Origin of the sequence: Psychrobacter immobilis (assembly GCF_904846065.1) — a bacterium.
In the GTDB taxonomy this organism is placed as follows: domain Bacteria; phylum Pseudomonadota; class Gammaproteobacteria; order Pseudomonadales; family Moraxellaceae; genus Psychrobacter; species Psychrobacter immobilis_H.
On the sequence record NZ_CAJGZV010000001.1, the window covers coordinates 2,843,729 to 2,859,548 of the forward strand.

Sequence of the window (15,820 nt, forward strand, 5' to 3'; positions counted from 1 at the left end):
CGACTTAGCTTATGGGTGAAACCAACGACTGGGGTTTTTCAACAAACCCAGCGCGGCTGTCTGGCACAATTTCAATCAAGTTAATCTGGGTCGGCGTGATTTCAACAATACGGCCGTCATTTAGTCCAAGATAATCACCTACTTTAACACTCGCGACTGAACCATCAGGGCGTTGTACCAACGCATATCGCTGACCTTCAGGTGAAATTACGACACCACGAAAAATCAGTTGCGATAGCTCATATTGCTCAAGAGGTTCTTTCACTCTGGTAATGTCAGGACGCACACCATCGATGGAAGTGGTAGGACCTTGGACATTGACTAAACTCGGTGGTAAGAATGGACTGCGCTGTGCGCTGGCACTATAAACAAAGTCTTCTACTAGCTCAGCTTTGGGCGGTGGTTCAATAGGCTGAGCTGGCTGATTACGGATATCGGTCATTGATTGCTCTGCCATACCAATGCGATCCGCACACCCTGTCATGGACAATACAGCCATGCTTAAAACCAATAGCGTAGGCAGTTTTTGAATATTCATTAGTTGCCTCCTGCATTATCAGTGGTTGCAGCGTCAGTGACAGCAACCGTTTCATCACCCTCAGGGTCAGCTTCTTTTGAACGATAGGTTTTGGTTTGTAATACCAAATTAAGCTCCGGTAAAACATCCAATGTCGGCTGAGGATTGCTGACCTCAAAATCATGCATAGTAATGATTCGTGGTAAGGCGGCAAGACCACTAATAAAGCTACCAAACTGATGATATTCGCCCAAAGCAGCAATGCGGATAGGTTGCTCAATAAAAAATTCGTTTTCAATCTCAGGCTCTACTGAAATGTCTTGAAAACGTATATTGCTGCCGACACCCGTCATGTTAATGCCCTCTACCAGCTCTGATACACGAGTATCTTTTGGTAACTGATCGAGTAAGGTATTGAACTCAGCTTCCATTTGGACAACTTGCTCTTGGTAAGCTTTTAAATGACGCGCGCGTGATTCTTTTTCACGATAGCTATCAAGTAACGTTTGTTGCTGGCTCTCAGCAGCATTGATCTCATCGATTTTACTACTAATCGGTAAAGCCCACGCCAACGCTGCGATGAGCGTGATGATAAGCCCTATTACCGTTACCTTTACAGGTAATGGCCAGCTGCCGTAGTTTTCAGAGTCTAACGACTCAAAACTGCGGCGAAACTCCTGTAAATCAAACTGTTGCTTTGGTTTCAGGGCTGTTTTTTTGGTTTTAATCAGGCTTTTTTTACGGTTAAGCTTCATAACTCACCTCCAGGTACAGTGGTACCGTCAGCACCTTCTACAGGAACGGCTGTTTCCGACTGTACTTTGGTCGTGATCACAAACTGTACATAACTGTCTTCAGGATAAATAGGACGCGGCTGTTCGCCAGCGGTGACCGTATTATTAAGCACTGGTGCAGATTCATAAGCACTGATATTTTGTTGGATATTACTAACGGCTGAATCACCCATCCATTTACTATCATCAAGATTACGAATCAAACTTGATACAATATTTGGATTATCAGCTCGACCTGTCAGCGTCAAAACATCGCCTTCACGTTTGAGGTTATTCAAATAGAGTGCCGGCGGGATGGCTTTAGCAAGATCATCCCATAAACGAACAGGCACAGGACGTCGACCCTGCAAGTCTTGAATGACTTGCATACGTGAAATAATATCCTCACGGCGCTGCTCCAGACTATCAATTTCAGTCAAAGCCGTATCTAGAAGCGCATTTTCTTTTTCAATCAATGCGTTTGCATCAAGTTGTTCATCAAGCTCGTTGTTAAAGTAGCTCCATGAAGCAAATGCAGCCAATAAAGTAAGCAAAGTCACTGCCACTACTAACGTGAGAAATTCTTTATTGCGACGCTCGCGCTCTTCTTGGCGCCAAGGTAATAGGTTAATACGAGCCATTAGTCGAAGCTCCTTAACGCAAGACCGCATGCAGCCATTAAACTTGGTGCATCAATGGCCAGTTGCTCATTATCGATATTTGGTGCAATAGTCATATTGGTAAAAGGGTTGGCAATACTGACAGTCACCCCAAGTTTTTGCTGTGCCATGCCAGCAAGACCAGAAATAGAGCTACTACCACCAGCAAGGACCACATGATCGATACTACTGTATTGGCTTGAAGAAAAATAAAATTGCAATGAGCGAGTAATTTGTTGAATAGCATTTTCGATAAAAGGCGTCAGCACATCAAGATAGTAGTCATCTGGTAAGGTACGCTCACGCTTACTAACAGCCGCTTCTTCAGCAGATAGTCCATAACGGTTTTGTATCGCTTCTGTTAACTGAACACCACCAAATAATTGTTCACGGCTATAGATAAACTCACCGTTCTTAGCAACATATAAAGTCGTTTGATTGTGACCAATATCTATCAAAGCCACTAACTCAGGGGCATTTGGTAAGTTATTTACCATGAGTCCAAAAGCACGCTCTATCGCATGGGATTCAATATCCATGACCTTCGTTTGAAGACCACCAAAGGTTAAGGCATCAACTCTTTGGTCAACATTCTCCGAGCGTGATGCGGCAAGTAAGACTTGCACCATGTCATCACTTGCTAAAGAAGGCCCTAAAACTTCAAAGTCTAGGTTGACGTCTTCTAATGGATAAGGTATGTATTGATCAGCATCTAAACGTATCTGCGCTTCACGCTCAACGTCGCTTAGCGCAGCATCCATATCAATAATTTTAGTGATTACTGCTGACCCTGACACGGCAGTTGCAGCACTACTACCAGCGACATGACAACGTTTAGCTAAGTTAGCAATAATATGACCAACCGCTTCAGTATCTACAAGAAGTTTATCGACGACTATACCTTCTGGCAGTCTTTCAATACCATAAGATTTTAGATGAAACATGCCCTGTTGGCGCTGTATGTCAACCAACTTTACTGAAGTGGCACAGATATCCACACCAATTAAATTCTGACTTTTGGAAGTAAATAGCCTCACAAACTCTATACCTTATATTAAGTGTACAATCTGATAGTTATTTGTAATAATTCAGTACAATACTTTACTTAACAGATAGATTCAAGCATTTAAACAGGTTATTAAGGTCAACTTACACATTTATTATGACCTGCTGATTTTGTTCAAGGTATAATGTTTTATCTGTTGCAAATTTTAATTGATAAGTCTTCTTATGACCAAAAAAAATGCTACCGCCCGTCTCATTCACTTTTTGGTGGGGCTTGTTATCGCCTGCTTGGCATTAGCAGTTATCTTAGCACTGGCTGTGCCCATTGGTTTTTACGGGATGGCGATGTATTTATCGCCTACCCTGCCTAGCATTCAAGAGATTAAAACAGCAAATTTAGAGATGCCATTACAGATATATAGTAGTGATGACAAACTCATTGGCCAATATGGTAACCGTTTGTCTTTACCCGTTACTTTTGAAGATATTCCTGAAAATTTGACTCATGCTTTTTTAGCAGCAGAAGATGCGTCCTTTTTTCAGCACAGTGGTATTAGTATTAAGGGTCTTGGTCGCGCGATGACAGAAGTAGTAACTGATGACGACAGCCAAACGGGTGGCTCTACCATTACTATGCAGGTTGCCAAAAACTACTTCTTAAGTCCAGAGCGCACCTTAAATCGCAAATTGGTTGAGCTATTTTTAGCACGTAAAATAGAAGATGAACTCAGTAAAAATGATATCTTGACGCTTTATGTCAACAAAATCTATCTAGGCGAAGGCGCTTATGGTATCCGCGCCGCGGCCAAAAAATACTATAGTAAATCCCTAGAAAACCTCACTATTGCTGAAACAGCAATGTTGGCAGGCCTGCCAAAAGCCCCTTCTAAATACAATCCTGTTGCCAATCCCAGTCGCGCGCTGACTCGCCGCAACTGGATCATTGGACGCATGCACGAGTTAGGCTATATAAGCAAAGCACAACGCGACGAAGCGATCAGCTCACCAGTAGGCATTAACCTCTATAAAGAGAAGCTCGACGTCAATATGCCGTATTTGGCAGAAATGACACGCTCTACCTTAGTTGATCGCTATGGTGAGCAAGTGATGCATAGTGGATGGCGGGTACGCCTTACCGTTGATAGCAAAGCACAAACAGATGCGGAAGCGGCGGTACTGACAGGTTTAGTGGCTTACGAACATCGTCATGGTTGGCGCGGGGCTGAAGCAAATGATGAACCGCTAGAAAATTTCCGCCGCTATAGCAATATGACTCCTGCCAAAGTCACCAAGGTCAATGCTCGCAGTTTTGAGGCGACAATGCCCTCTGGTGAAAATGTGACCGTTGGTTGGTCTGGGATGAGCTGGGCACGCAAGTATATTTCTGCCAATCGTATCGGTTACTTTCCTGACAACGCCCGCCAAATTGTCAATAAAAACGATATCATTCGTTTGATACCGACCGCGAATGGTAATTGGCAGCTGGGACAAATTCCCAAACTACAAGGAAGTCTGGTCTCCTTGAATCCAGAAACTGGCGCTGTTAAGGCATTGGTCGGTGGCTTTGACTTTAATCACAGTAAATTCAATCGTGCTCTACAAGGCTGGCGTCAACCAGGCTCAACCATTAAACCGCTTGTCTATACCGCTGCTCTAGAAAAAGGCTATCGCCCAGATAGCATTGTTTCGGATCGACCGATTCAAGTGGGTGACTGGAAACCGAAAAATTCTGATCAACGTTTTTTAGGCGAAATCACTTTACGCCGTGGACTGTATTTATCTCGTAACTTAGTCTCTATTCGTCTCTTACAAGCCATTGGTATCTCTGATACGCGCGACCTATTAGATGAATTCGGACTTGATAAAGAAAAGCTACCGACGACTTTGTCGTTAGCGTTAGGTGCAGGACAAGCAACACCGTTACAAATGGCAACAGCCTATGCCACGTTCGCGAATGGTGGTCACCGTGTACAGCCGTATTTTATCGAACAAATTTATAATTATAATAATAACCTTCTCTTTCAGGCAAACCCACGCCAAGCGTGTGCCACCTGCTTCAATGAAAAACTTGAAGACCTCAATAGAAATCTCATCGAAGATTATAAGAAATCAGTTGAAAATGAAGACAGTGTTATCGATGATGAAGTGACGGTTAAAGAACAAAACTTAGAAAACAGTGATAATATTGATAGCATTGAACAAAACGGTAAAGCGCTAAATTTAAAGGTTTATGATGCTAGCCCACAGGCCGATCGCTTAAAAGCACCAGCGGTTCAATATGCACTGGCTAAGCAAGCACCTCGAATCTTACAACCCAGAGTCGCTTTTGAGATGGCAGATATCTTACGTGATGTCGTACAGCGTGGTACGGCAGTACGAGCAAAGGCTTTAGGACGTGATGATATTGGTGGCAAGACCGGTACCACCAATGAAGCAAAAGACGCTTGGTTTGCAGGTTTTCATCCTACCAATGCAACTGTCGTGTGGATGGGTTTTGATCAACCATCAACCATGGGTCGTCGCGAATATGGTGGTGTGGCAGCCCTACCCGTTTGGATGGATTTTATGAAAGCCCAACTTAAAGACACGCCTCATCAATGGGTATCTATCAATAACCGCGCCAAATCGAAAAAACAAACGCAAAGAATTATAGAAATGACTGATGATGGTATTCTGGCCGATGATGAAGATACGGATAGCAGCGAATCAGAAAAACCAGTTAAGACGCAGACTCAACAGCGTAAATCACCACCAGCTGAGCCTGTTGAAGCACAAACTAGCTCTCAAGCAGCCAAACCTAGTAACAGTCGTAGTAATGATAGTGTGCCGCAAAACCCTTTATCGGTAACACCCGTTGAGCGCATGCCACCGATACCAGAGTAGACAACCATTAATAACATAAACTTATGACGCAAAAAAAGGCTTATTTGGCACTCGCTAAATAAGCCTTTTTTATACTCAATACTTTGCTCAATACCACTCTATTAAAGGACAGTCATCAGTCAACTAGGACATGTCCTCATTTTAAAAATGGTGATAAAAATGAGATAAAATTTTAATAACTATTTTTAGAACTCAACCATACCAGCACGTAGTTGCTCAATCAGCTCTAAAAACTGCTGACGCCATTCTCGTATGGTCGTCTCATCTGGCAGCCATTGATTCGACAAGGTCACAACGTTAACAATAAGATCAGGCGAGGCAGTATTGCTTGGTGTTTGATCTACGATAGTATCTGGTGGCACGGCGTACAGACAACGCTGATACGCACGCTCTATATTGGCCAAAAAACCCTGCTGCTGTAACTGCTGTAACCGCTGAATCTCAGGCGATACTTGGGTACGCTCGCTCAATGCTTGCTCAATATCTGACAATGTTGGTGCGCTCATGTTTAAACTATAAAAATAACCTAGCTCTTGGGTAAATGCGAGAAAGGCACCGTATAGATGAAAAATAGCAGTTTCACAATGGGCTTGATAGTGCTGCTTATCATCGGTACTTCCCGCTGCTTGGCAGGATAGACGACAGAAATACAGTTTTTGATTGGTTCGATCTGCTTGATATTTGGCAACGCGGGTTTTACCTGCCATTTGCGACTTATCCTTATATGAAGTGTAAATTAGGGCATATTTTCCAGTGTACTATTTTTTTAGATAACAGTACCATGCATTTCTCACTTTATTGCACACACAAAAAAGCCAGCAACTTAGGCTGGCTTTTTATCACATTAACAATAAATCAAAGACGCTTAATACTATTAATTATCCTGATTAAGCTCTTGTGCAAAGGCTTCATCAAAGCTTGCAAAGTCTTTACTATCCGTGCTCGCTGACATATCAAATGCTGCATTGTCAAACCCTGCTTTAAGATCTTTATCTAGCAGTTTTTGCTCCGCTTTCTCTTTGCGTGCTTTATGATAAGCAAGACCAGTACCAGCAGGAATCAAGCGACCAACAACGACGTTTTCTTTCAGACCACGTAGCTCATCCACTTTACCAGTCACGGCAGCCGCAGTTAGTACACGGGTCGTCTCCTGGAATGATGCTGCTGAGATAAAGCTTTCTGTTGCCAGACTTGCTTTGGTGATACCTAGTAATTGACGCTCGAACTGTACTGGGAATTTATCTTCCGCTTCCAGCTTAGCATTCAATGCTTTGATATCAGAGTACTCTGCTTGATCGCCTTTGAAGTGGTTTGAATCGCCGCCATCGGTAATTTCAACTTTGCGCAACATCTGACGAATAATCACTTCGATGTGCTTATCGTTGATTTTTACACCCTGCAAGCGATAAACATCCTGTACTTCGTTAACGATGTAATCAGCAAGTGCAGTCTGACCTTTCAAACGTAAGATATCATGTGGATTCTGTGGACCATCAGCGATCACTTCACCACGTGCTACCGTTTCGTTTTCAAAGACGTTGATTTGACGCCATTTCGGGATTAGCTCTTCATGAATCTCACCATCTTCATTGGTGATAATGAAGCGGTTTTTACCTTTGGTCTCTTTACCAAAGCTAACCACACCTGTCATTTCTGCCATGATGGCATGATCTTTCGGACGACGTGCTTCGAACAAGTCAGCAACACGTGGTAGACCACCGGTAATATCTTTAGTACCTGAAGAGGCTTGTGGTACACGACCCAAAATCGAACCGGCTGCTACTTTTTCACCATCGCTGACGCGAATGATGGTTTCAGCTGGTAAGAAGTAAACCACTTCTTTACCTTCATCAGTGTTCAAGATAATCGCAGGACGTAAGTCTTTTGCTGAACTTGAACGGTCACGAGTAGCAAGAATCTCAAATGAGCTCATACCCGTCGCATCATCAACTTTTACGGTAGCAGTTAAGCCATCCGTAATCTCACTGAAGCGTGCAGTACCAGCAAATTCTGTGATAATAGGATGCGTGTGCGGATCCCATTTAGCGATGGTTTGACCAGCATCAACCTGATCTTCGTGTTTCACAAGCACGCTAGAACCATAAGGCACTTTATAACGTTCACGCTCACGACCAAGCTCATCGGTCAAGGCGATTTCAGCTGAACGCGATACGATGACTAAGTGACCATCGGTATGTTGAACCGTTTTCATGTTTTCGAAATGCGCTTGACCAGCACTACGAACTGAGATGCTGTTATCCACTGATGCTGAGCTTGCTGCCCCGCCCACGTGGAATGTACGCATCGTTAACTGAGTACCTGGTTCACCGATAGACTGTGCAGCCATAACACCGACTGATTCGCCGATATTCACTTTATGACCACGAGCCAAATCACGACCGTAACACTGTGAACAAACACCATGCTCGACATTACAAGTAATAACTGAGCGTACCCAGATATCATCAATCGCATTGTTATCAAGCACGTTTACCCAATGCTCGTCGATCAAAGTACCTGCTGGAATCAATACCTTATCGGCATCATCGTTATAAGTCACATCACGAGCCGTAACACGACCTAGTACTAGCTCACCTAACTTCTCAATGATTTCACCACCTTGAATATGTGGTTTCATGAGCAAGCCTTGCTCAGTACCACAGTCATCACTGGTAATAACCAAATCTTGTGCCACATCAACCAAACGACGCGTCAAGTAACCTGAGTTAGCCGTTTTCAGTGCCGTATCCGCAAGACCTTTACGTGCACCATGCGTTGAAATAAAGTACTGAAGTACGGTCAAGCCTTCACGGAAGTTTGCTTTAATTGGCGTTTCGATGATTGAACCATCTGGCTTAGCCATCAAACCACGCATACCAGCCAACTGACGAATCTGAGCCGCACTACCACGAGCACCAGAGTCTGACATGATAAAGATAGAGTTGAATGACTTCTGCTCTTCTTCTTCACCTTTGGCATTCATGATTTTATCAGTGGCCAAATTGTCCATCATCGCTTTAGCGACTTTGTCATTGGTACGTGACCAGATATCGACTACTTTGTTATAGCGCTCACCAGCGGTCACAAAACCTTGCTCGAATTGATCTTCGATTTCGCGAACTTCACCTTCTGCCACTTCGATGATTTGCTTTTTCAGTGGTGGAATAACCATGTCATCAATACCGATAGACACACCAGACAATGTCGCTTGGGCAAAACCAAGATACATCAATTGGTCAGCAAACATGACACTTTCTTTAACGCCAACTTTACGGTAGCAAGAGTTGATCAAACGAGAGATGTTTTTCTTCGTCATCTCTTGGTTACATTCATCAAAAGACATACCTTTAGGCATGATGTTCCAGATCAATAAACGACCTGCAACCGTTTCTTTTAAGCTGATTTCTTTAGTCTCATTGCCGTCTTCATCGATATGCGTCTCGGTGACACGCACTTTGATCTTAGCGTTTACATGCAAATCGTTTGAACCAATCGCACGCAATGCTTCATTAACGGTGGCAAAAATCATGCCCTCGCCTTTGGCATTGATAGACGAGCGACTGATGTAATATAGACCCAGTACAACATCCTGTGACGGTACGATGATTGGATCACCGTTCGCAGGCGACAAGATGTTATTGGTAGACATCATTAGCGCACGTGATTCAAGCTGTGCTTCTAGCGTCAATGGCACGTGAACGGCCATTTGGTCACCATCAAAATCGGCGTTAAACGCGGTACAAACGAGCGGATGCAATTGGATTGCTTTACCTTCGATTAGTACTGGCTCAAATGCTTGCAAGCCCAAACGGTGAAGCGTTGGTGCACGGTTAAGAAGCACTGGATGCTCACGGATAACCATGGCCAGCATATCCCACACTTGCGGCTCTTCACGCTCTACCATCTTTTTGGCAGCTTTAATCGTGGTCGCTAAACCATGAGACAATAATTTGTTATAAGTAAATGGTTTGAATAATTCAAGTGCCATTTTCTTTGGTAAACCACACTGATGTAGACGTAGCGTTGGACCAACAACGATCACCGAACGACCAGAATAGTCAACACGCTTACCAAGTAAGTTTTGACGGAAACGACCTTGCTTACCTTTGATCATATCTGCCAAAGACTTCAATGGACGCTTGTTACTACCAGTGATCGCACGACCGCGACGACCATTATCCAGCAAGGCATCCACTGATTCTTGCAACATACGCTTTTCGTTACGTACGATGATATCAGGGGCGCTCAGCTCAAGCAGACGCTTTAGACGGTTATTACGGTTGATCACGCGGCGATATAGATCGTTTAGATCTGAAGTCGCAAAACGACCACCTTCTAGTGGTACTAGCGGACGCAAATCTGGTGGTAGTACTGGCAAGATGTTCATCACCATCCACTCAGGCTTGTTATTAGAGTCACGGAAGGCTTCTAATAATTTAAGACGCTTAGACATCTTTTTAAGCTTGGTTTCAGAACCAGTTTGCGGAATCGCTTCGCGCAAATCATCGATTTCAAGATCCAAATCGATATCTTTCAATAGGTCTTGAACCGCTTCAGCACCCATTTTGGCAGTGAATTCATCGCCAAACTCTTCAAGCGCTTTATAATAATCTTCATCATCAAGCAGTTGATACTTCTCTAGAGAAGTCAAACCTGGCTCAGTAACAATATAGCTTTCAAAATATAGGACGCGTTCGATATCACGAAGCGTCATGTCTAGCAATAGACCGATGCGGCTTGGTAATGACTTTAAGAACCAAATGTGCGCCACTGGGCTGGCTAAGTCGATATGACCCATACGATCACGACGTACTTTCGCAGTCGTCACTTCTACGCCACATTTTTCACAGATAACGCCTTGGAACTTACGGCGTTTATATTTACCACATAAACATTCAAAGTCTTTTACTGGACCAAATATTTTGGCACAAAATAGACCATCACGCTCAGGCTTAAACGTACGATAGTTAATAGTTTCAGGCTTTTTCACTTCGCCATGTGACCATGACTTAATGACGTCAGGTGAGGCTAAAGTAATTTGAATGCTATCAAACTCTTGATTACCGTTGCCGGTAGGGCTTTGCATGATATCGAGTAAATCTTTCAAGTTGCTTCTCCGTTATCTTTATAATCATCTGATAGCGTATTATTGACGCAAATAAGATGAATGAAGGCAATGAATAGGGTTGAGACAAATCACTAAAAGCAGCAGCGATGCGCATACTGCTTTTAGGTTGACCACTAAGGATAATAATTAACTGAAGCTATGTTAAAGGTAGCTTCAGTCAGCCGTGCTTAATGGGTTTGTTTTAACTCAATATTAATACCCAATGATTTGATTTCTTTGGTCAGTACGTTAAACGATTCAGGCATACCTGGATCCATATACTGCTCACCATCAACGATGTTTTTGTACATACGCGTACGGCCTTCAACGTCATCCGACTTCACAGTCAGCATTTCTTGCAGCGTATAAGTCGCGCCGTAAGCTTCTAGCGCCCAGACTTCCATCTCACCGAAGCGCTGACCACCAAACTGAGCTTTACCGCCGAGTGGCTGCTGCGTCACTAATGAGTAAGAACCGGTTGAACGCGCATGCATTTTGTCATCAACCAAATGGTTAAGTTTGAGCATGTACATATAACCAACGGTTACTTTACGGTCAAACTTCTGACCAGTACGACCATCATACAACGTCTGTTGACCATCGCGATCCATACCAGCAAGCTCTAACAGATCCTTAACTTGGCTTTCTCTTGCGCCGTCAAATACTGCTGTGCCCATTGGTACACCAGCGCGCAAGTTATCTGCTAGCGCCATGATGTCATCATCACTCAAGCTATCAAGATCAACTTGCTCACCGCCGACTTGGTTATAGATTTTGTCTAAGAAGTCACGTAAATCTTTGATCGCTGCTTGCGATTTGAGCATACCATCGATCTTCTCACCCAAGCCTTTCGCTGCCATACCCAAATGCGTTTCTAGAACCTGACCGATGTTCATACGAGATGGTACACCAAGTGGGTTCAAGACGATGTCAACGGTATTACCATTTTCATCATAAGGCATATCTTCAACTGGCATAATGCGCGATACCACACCTTTGTTACCATGACGACCCGCCATCTTATCACCAGGCTGAATACGACGCTTAACCGCTAGATATACTTTAACGATTTTTTGTACGCCATGCTGTAAGTCATCACCAGCGGTTAATTTGCGTTTTTTCTCAGCAAACTTCACATCGATGTCTTTTTGCTTATCAACCAAATACTCAGCGATTTGCGTTAGACGCTCAGAGATTTCTTCTTCAACTGGTTGGATATCAAGTAATGTCTCAAGGCTCATATCTTTCATATCAGCCAATGCCATCACTGTACCGGCTTTTAGACCAGAACCACCGCTGACTTTTTGACCATCTAAAAGATTACCAATACGACCACGAGCCGCTTCTTCAAAGATACGTAGCTCTTCTTTTAAATCTTTACGATAGCTATCAAGCTGTGATTTTTCAATTGCTCTTGCACGTGCATCTTTTTCAACGCCGTCACGAGTAAAGACTTGAACGTCAATAACCGTGCCTTTACTTGATGTTGGTACACGTAGCGACGTGTCTTTAACATCAGCCGCTTTTTCACCAAAGATAGCCCGCAAGAGTTTCTCTTCTGGCGTTAGTTGTGTTTCACCTTTTGGCGTCACTTTACCAACTAAGATATCACCAGCGTCGACTTCAGCACCGATATAAACGATACCTGCTTCATCAAGACTTGATAGAGCTGCTTCACCAACGTTTGGAATATCGGCAGTAATTTCTTCAGTACCTAGCTTGGTATCACGTGCTACACAAGTTAATTCTTGAATATGAATCGTGGTGAAACGATCTTCTTTCACCACTTTTTCAGACAGCAATATTGAATCTTCGAAGTTGTAACCATTCCACGGCATAAATGCGATGCGAATGTTCTGACCCAATGCCAACTCACCAAGATCCGTTGACGGACCATCAGCTAAGATATCACCTACAGCAATAGCATCACCTTGGTTGACGATAATACGTTGGTTGATACAAGTATTTTGGTTAGAACGCGTGTATTTAACAAGGTTATAGATATCAATACCAGCTTCACCAGCAATCATCTCATCTTCATTGACACGAACCACAACACGTGATGCATCAACGTCTTCGATCACACCGCCACGCTTAGCGATCACACAAACACCTGAGTCACGCGCAACGTGACGCTCCATGCCCGTACCTACTAACGGCTTATCAGCACGTAGCGTAGGAACTGCCTGACGCTGCATGTTCGAGCCCATAAGCGCTCGGTTAGCATCATCATGCTCTAGGAATGGAATTAGACCAGCAGCTACCGATACAACCTGACTTGGCGACACATCCATATGCGTCACTTTTTCCGGTGGCATACGGACAAATTCACCATAGCTACGTACACTGACCATTTCATCAGATAACGCGCCTTCTGCGGTTACTGGTGAATCAGCCTGTGCAATGACCGTACCTACTTCTTCAATCGCTGATAGATACTCAATGACATCAGTTACTTTACCATCAACCACACGGCGATATGGCGTTTCTAAGAAGCCAAAGCTGTTGGTCTTTGCAAAAGTCGCTAATGAGTTAATCAAACCAATGTTTGGACCTTCAGGAGTCTCAATCGGGCATACACGGCCATAATGGGTGTCATGAACGTCACGTACTTCAAAGCCTGCACGTTCACGAGTCAGACCACCGGGTCCTAGTGCAGATACACGGCGTTTATGGGTAACTTCAGACAATGGATTGTTCTGATCCATAAACTGCGATAACTGGCTTGAACCAAAGAATTCTTTGACGGCAGCAGCAACAGGTTTTGAGTTAATCAAATCTTGTGGTGACAAGTTATCAGATTCCGCTGAGCTTAAACGCTCTTTGACTGCACGCTCAACACGTACTAGACCAACACGGAATTGGTTTTCTGCCATTTCACCCACTGAGCGAATACGACGGTTACCTAAGTGATCGATATCATCGACTTCACCGCGACCGTTACGAATCTCAATCAATTCTTTTAGGACATTAACGATATCGGCATTGGTCAATACGCTACGAGCGCGTTGGATGTCTGGATCATCAGTATTATCAAACTCTAACCCTAAACGACGGTTAAACTTCATACGACCGACGTTCGATAAGTCATAACGATCAGCGTTGAAGAACATACTGTCAAATAGTTTTTCAGCGGTCTCAACCGTTGGTGGCTCACCTGGACGCATGACTTTATAGATTTCAATCAATGCTTCTTCACGGCTTGACGTACTATCAGCACGCAAAGTGTCGGCAATATAACTGCCTTGATCGATATCATTGGTGAATAGAATGCTGAACTCTTTGATAGACTCGCTGGCTTCAAATGCACTTAATTTAACCAATAATTCATGGTCAATTAGAGTATTCGCTTTAGCGATAACTTCGTCATTTACCACGATATCTTCAGCTAAAATGCGCTCATAGAGATACTCATCAGGTATCGCAATCTTCGTCATACCTGCTTCTTCAAGCTGACGAATACGGCGTGCATTAATACGCTTGCCCTGCTCTACGATGACATCACCTTCTGGTGATACGATGTCGAACTGAGCCATCTCACCGCGCAAGCGATCAGCAACTAGATCAATCTCGAACTGCTCTTCACCTTTATAAACGGCTACTTTATCAAAGAACAAATCTAAGATTTCAGACGTTGTTAGACCAAGCGCACGTAAAATAATTGAAGCCAATAGCTTACGACGACGGTCAATACGAGCAAAAACTAAGTCTTTGGCATCAAATTCAAAATCTAACCATGAACCACGGTAAGGGATAATACGTGCGTTATAAAGCACTTTACCACTTGAATGCGACTTACCTTTATCATGATCAAAGAACACACCAGGTGAACGATGTAGCTGAGATACGATAACACGCTCAGTACCATTGATGATAAAAGTACCGTTAGCCGTCATCAAAGGCATCTCGCCCATGTAAACGCTTTGCTCACGGATATCTTTGATAGCCGCTTTGCTGTCTTTATCTTTGCTGTCTTTGTCTTTGATGATCAAACGGATTTTGACGCGCATCGGCGCAGCAAATGTTGAGCCACGCAAGATACACTCACGCTCATCGAATTCAGGCGTGCCTAAATAATATTCAACGAATTGTAGCTCTGCATTACCAGAGTGACTCTCAATTGGGAAAATAGAGGAATACGCAGCTTGCAAACCAGTATTCTCACGAGCTTTTGGCTTTTTGTGCTCTTGCAAAAATTGCTCGTAAGAATCTACTTGAATAGACAGTAAATAGGGAATGTCCATCACAGTGGGCAATTCAGCAAAACTTTTGCGAATACGCTTTTTTTCAGTATAAGAATATGCCATCGAGAGTCCTTACAGTAAACGTGGAAACAAATTAAAAGCGTGGCCAGCGTGCATAAATACGATGCAAACTTGGCGACGTAAACGATAATATAAAACAGGTAATCGTGTTCAGTTGATATCTTTTGTCAATTACTACTTCTGCTATCAGTGCTTACTTAGCACCCTTACTTTCATTTTATGATCGGTATCTAAGTCAGTATATATGACCACTCAGACAACCAAATTCAATATCACATCATCTAAAACATATTACTTTTTAGGCAAAACTTACTCATAGAGGTAAGAAAAAATGACTCGTTCAAGGGTATTTCTAAGTTATCTGCTATCAAAACTGATTGTATTTAGTCATTTTTCTTTCAAAAAACCGGCTCTTTCAAAACCAACAATTCTATCAAAACTAATATCGTCGCTGATATGTACCGTCTATAAGCCTAACTACTGACAGTAATACCCTGCGAAACGGACAACCTAAACTTAATAGCTTTTCAGAATTAATAATAATCGGGGTAACTATAACTTTTAGAATCAGTATAAACTATAGTGTTAATGGGAAAGCATGCAGACACAAA

At 43.2% G+C, this 15,820-nt stretch carries 8 protein-coding genes; 1 reads left to right on the top strand and 7 read right to left on the bottom strand.

Features of this window, described 5'->3' with window-relative positions; translation table 11 throughout:
* Positions 1 to 4 precede the first annotated feature (4 nt).
* From JMW64_RS11820 to JMW64_RS11835, 4 genes are read right to left on the bottom strand one after another with little or no spacing between them, the layout of a single operon-like run.
* On the bottom strand, positions 5 to 538 hold the full coding sequence (locus JMW64_RS11820) for a pilus assembly protein PilP (protein WP_055124829.1): 534 nt from the start codon (positions 536 to 538) through the stop codon (positions 5 to 7).
* The gene (locus JMW64_RS11825; protein ID WP_045453405.1) at positions 538 to 1,272 is read right to left on the bottom strand and encodes a type IV pilus inner membrane component PilO; all 735 of its coding nucleotides are present in this window, start codon (positions 1,270 to 1,272) and stop codon (positions 538 to 540) included. The genes JMW64_RS11820 and JMW64_RS11825 overlap by 1 nt, the downstream gene beginning before the upstream one ends.
* Positions 1,269 to 1,931: a PilN domain-containing protein gene (locus tag JMW64_RS11830; protein WP_045443917.1), complete on the bottom strand. Its 663-nt coding sequence runs from the start codon at positions 1,929 to 1,931 to the stop codon at positions 1,269 to 1,271. Before JMW64_RS11830 ends, JMW64_RS11825 begins: the two co-directional genes overlap by 4 nt.
* Positions 1,931 to 2,986, bottom strand: a complete 1,056-nt coding sequence (locus tag JMW64_RS11835) for a pilus assembly protein PilM (protein ID WP_201554834.1) — start codon at positions 2,984 to 2,986, stop codon at positions 1,931 to 1,933. Before JMW64_RS11835 ends, JMW64_RS11830 begins: the two co-directional genes overlap by 1 nt.
* 193 nt (positions 2,987 to 3,179) lie before the next feature.
* Between JMW64_RS11835 and JMW64_RS11840 the strand changes: the two genes are divergently transcribed.
* Positions 3,180 to 5,837, top strand: coding sequence for a penicillin-binding protein 1A (locus JMW64_RS11840; RefSeq protein ID WP_201554836.1), 2,658 nt, complete (start codon positions 3,180 to 3,182; stop codon positions 5,835 to 5,837).
* 185 nt (positions 5,838 to 6,022) lie between these two features.
* Here the strand turns inward: JMW64_RS11840 and JMW64_RS11845 are convergent, their stop codons facing one another.
* The 3 genes from JMW64_RS11845 to rpoB form a co-directional block, all read right to left on the bottom strand.
* The gene (locus JMW64_RS11845) at positions 6,023 to 6,544 is read right to left on the bottom strand and encodes a DUF6586 family protein (protein WP_201554838.1); all 522 of its coding nucleotides are present in this window, start codon (positions 6,542 to 6,544) and stop codon (positions 6,023 to 6,025) included.
* Positions 6,545 to 6,711: 167 nt separating this feature from the next.
* A complete protein-coding gene (gene rpoC / locus JMW64_RS11850) occupies positions 6,712 to 10,944 on the bottom strand; it encodes a DNA-directed RNA polymerase subunit beta' (protein ID WP_055124834.1) in 4,233 nt (1,410 codons plus the stop codon).
* Between the two features lie 188 nt (positions 10,945 to 11,132).
* The gene (gene rpoB / locus JMW64_RS11855; protein WP_087814768.1) at positions 11,133 to 15,251 is read right to left on the bottom strand and encodes a DNA-directed RNA polymerase subunit beta; all 4,119 of its coding nucleotides are present in this window, start codon (positions 15,249 to 15,251) and stop codon (positions 11,133 to 11,135) included.
* Positions 15,252 to 15,820: the final 569 nt, after the last annotated feature.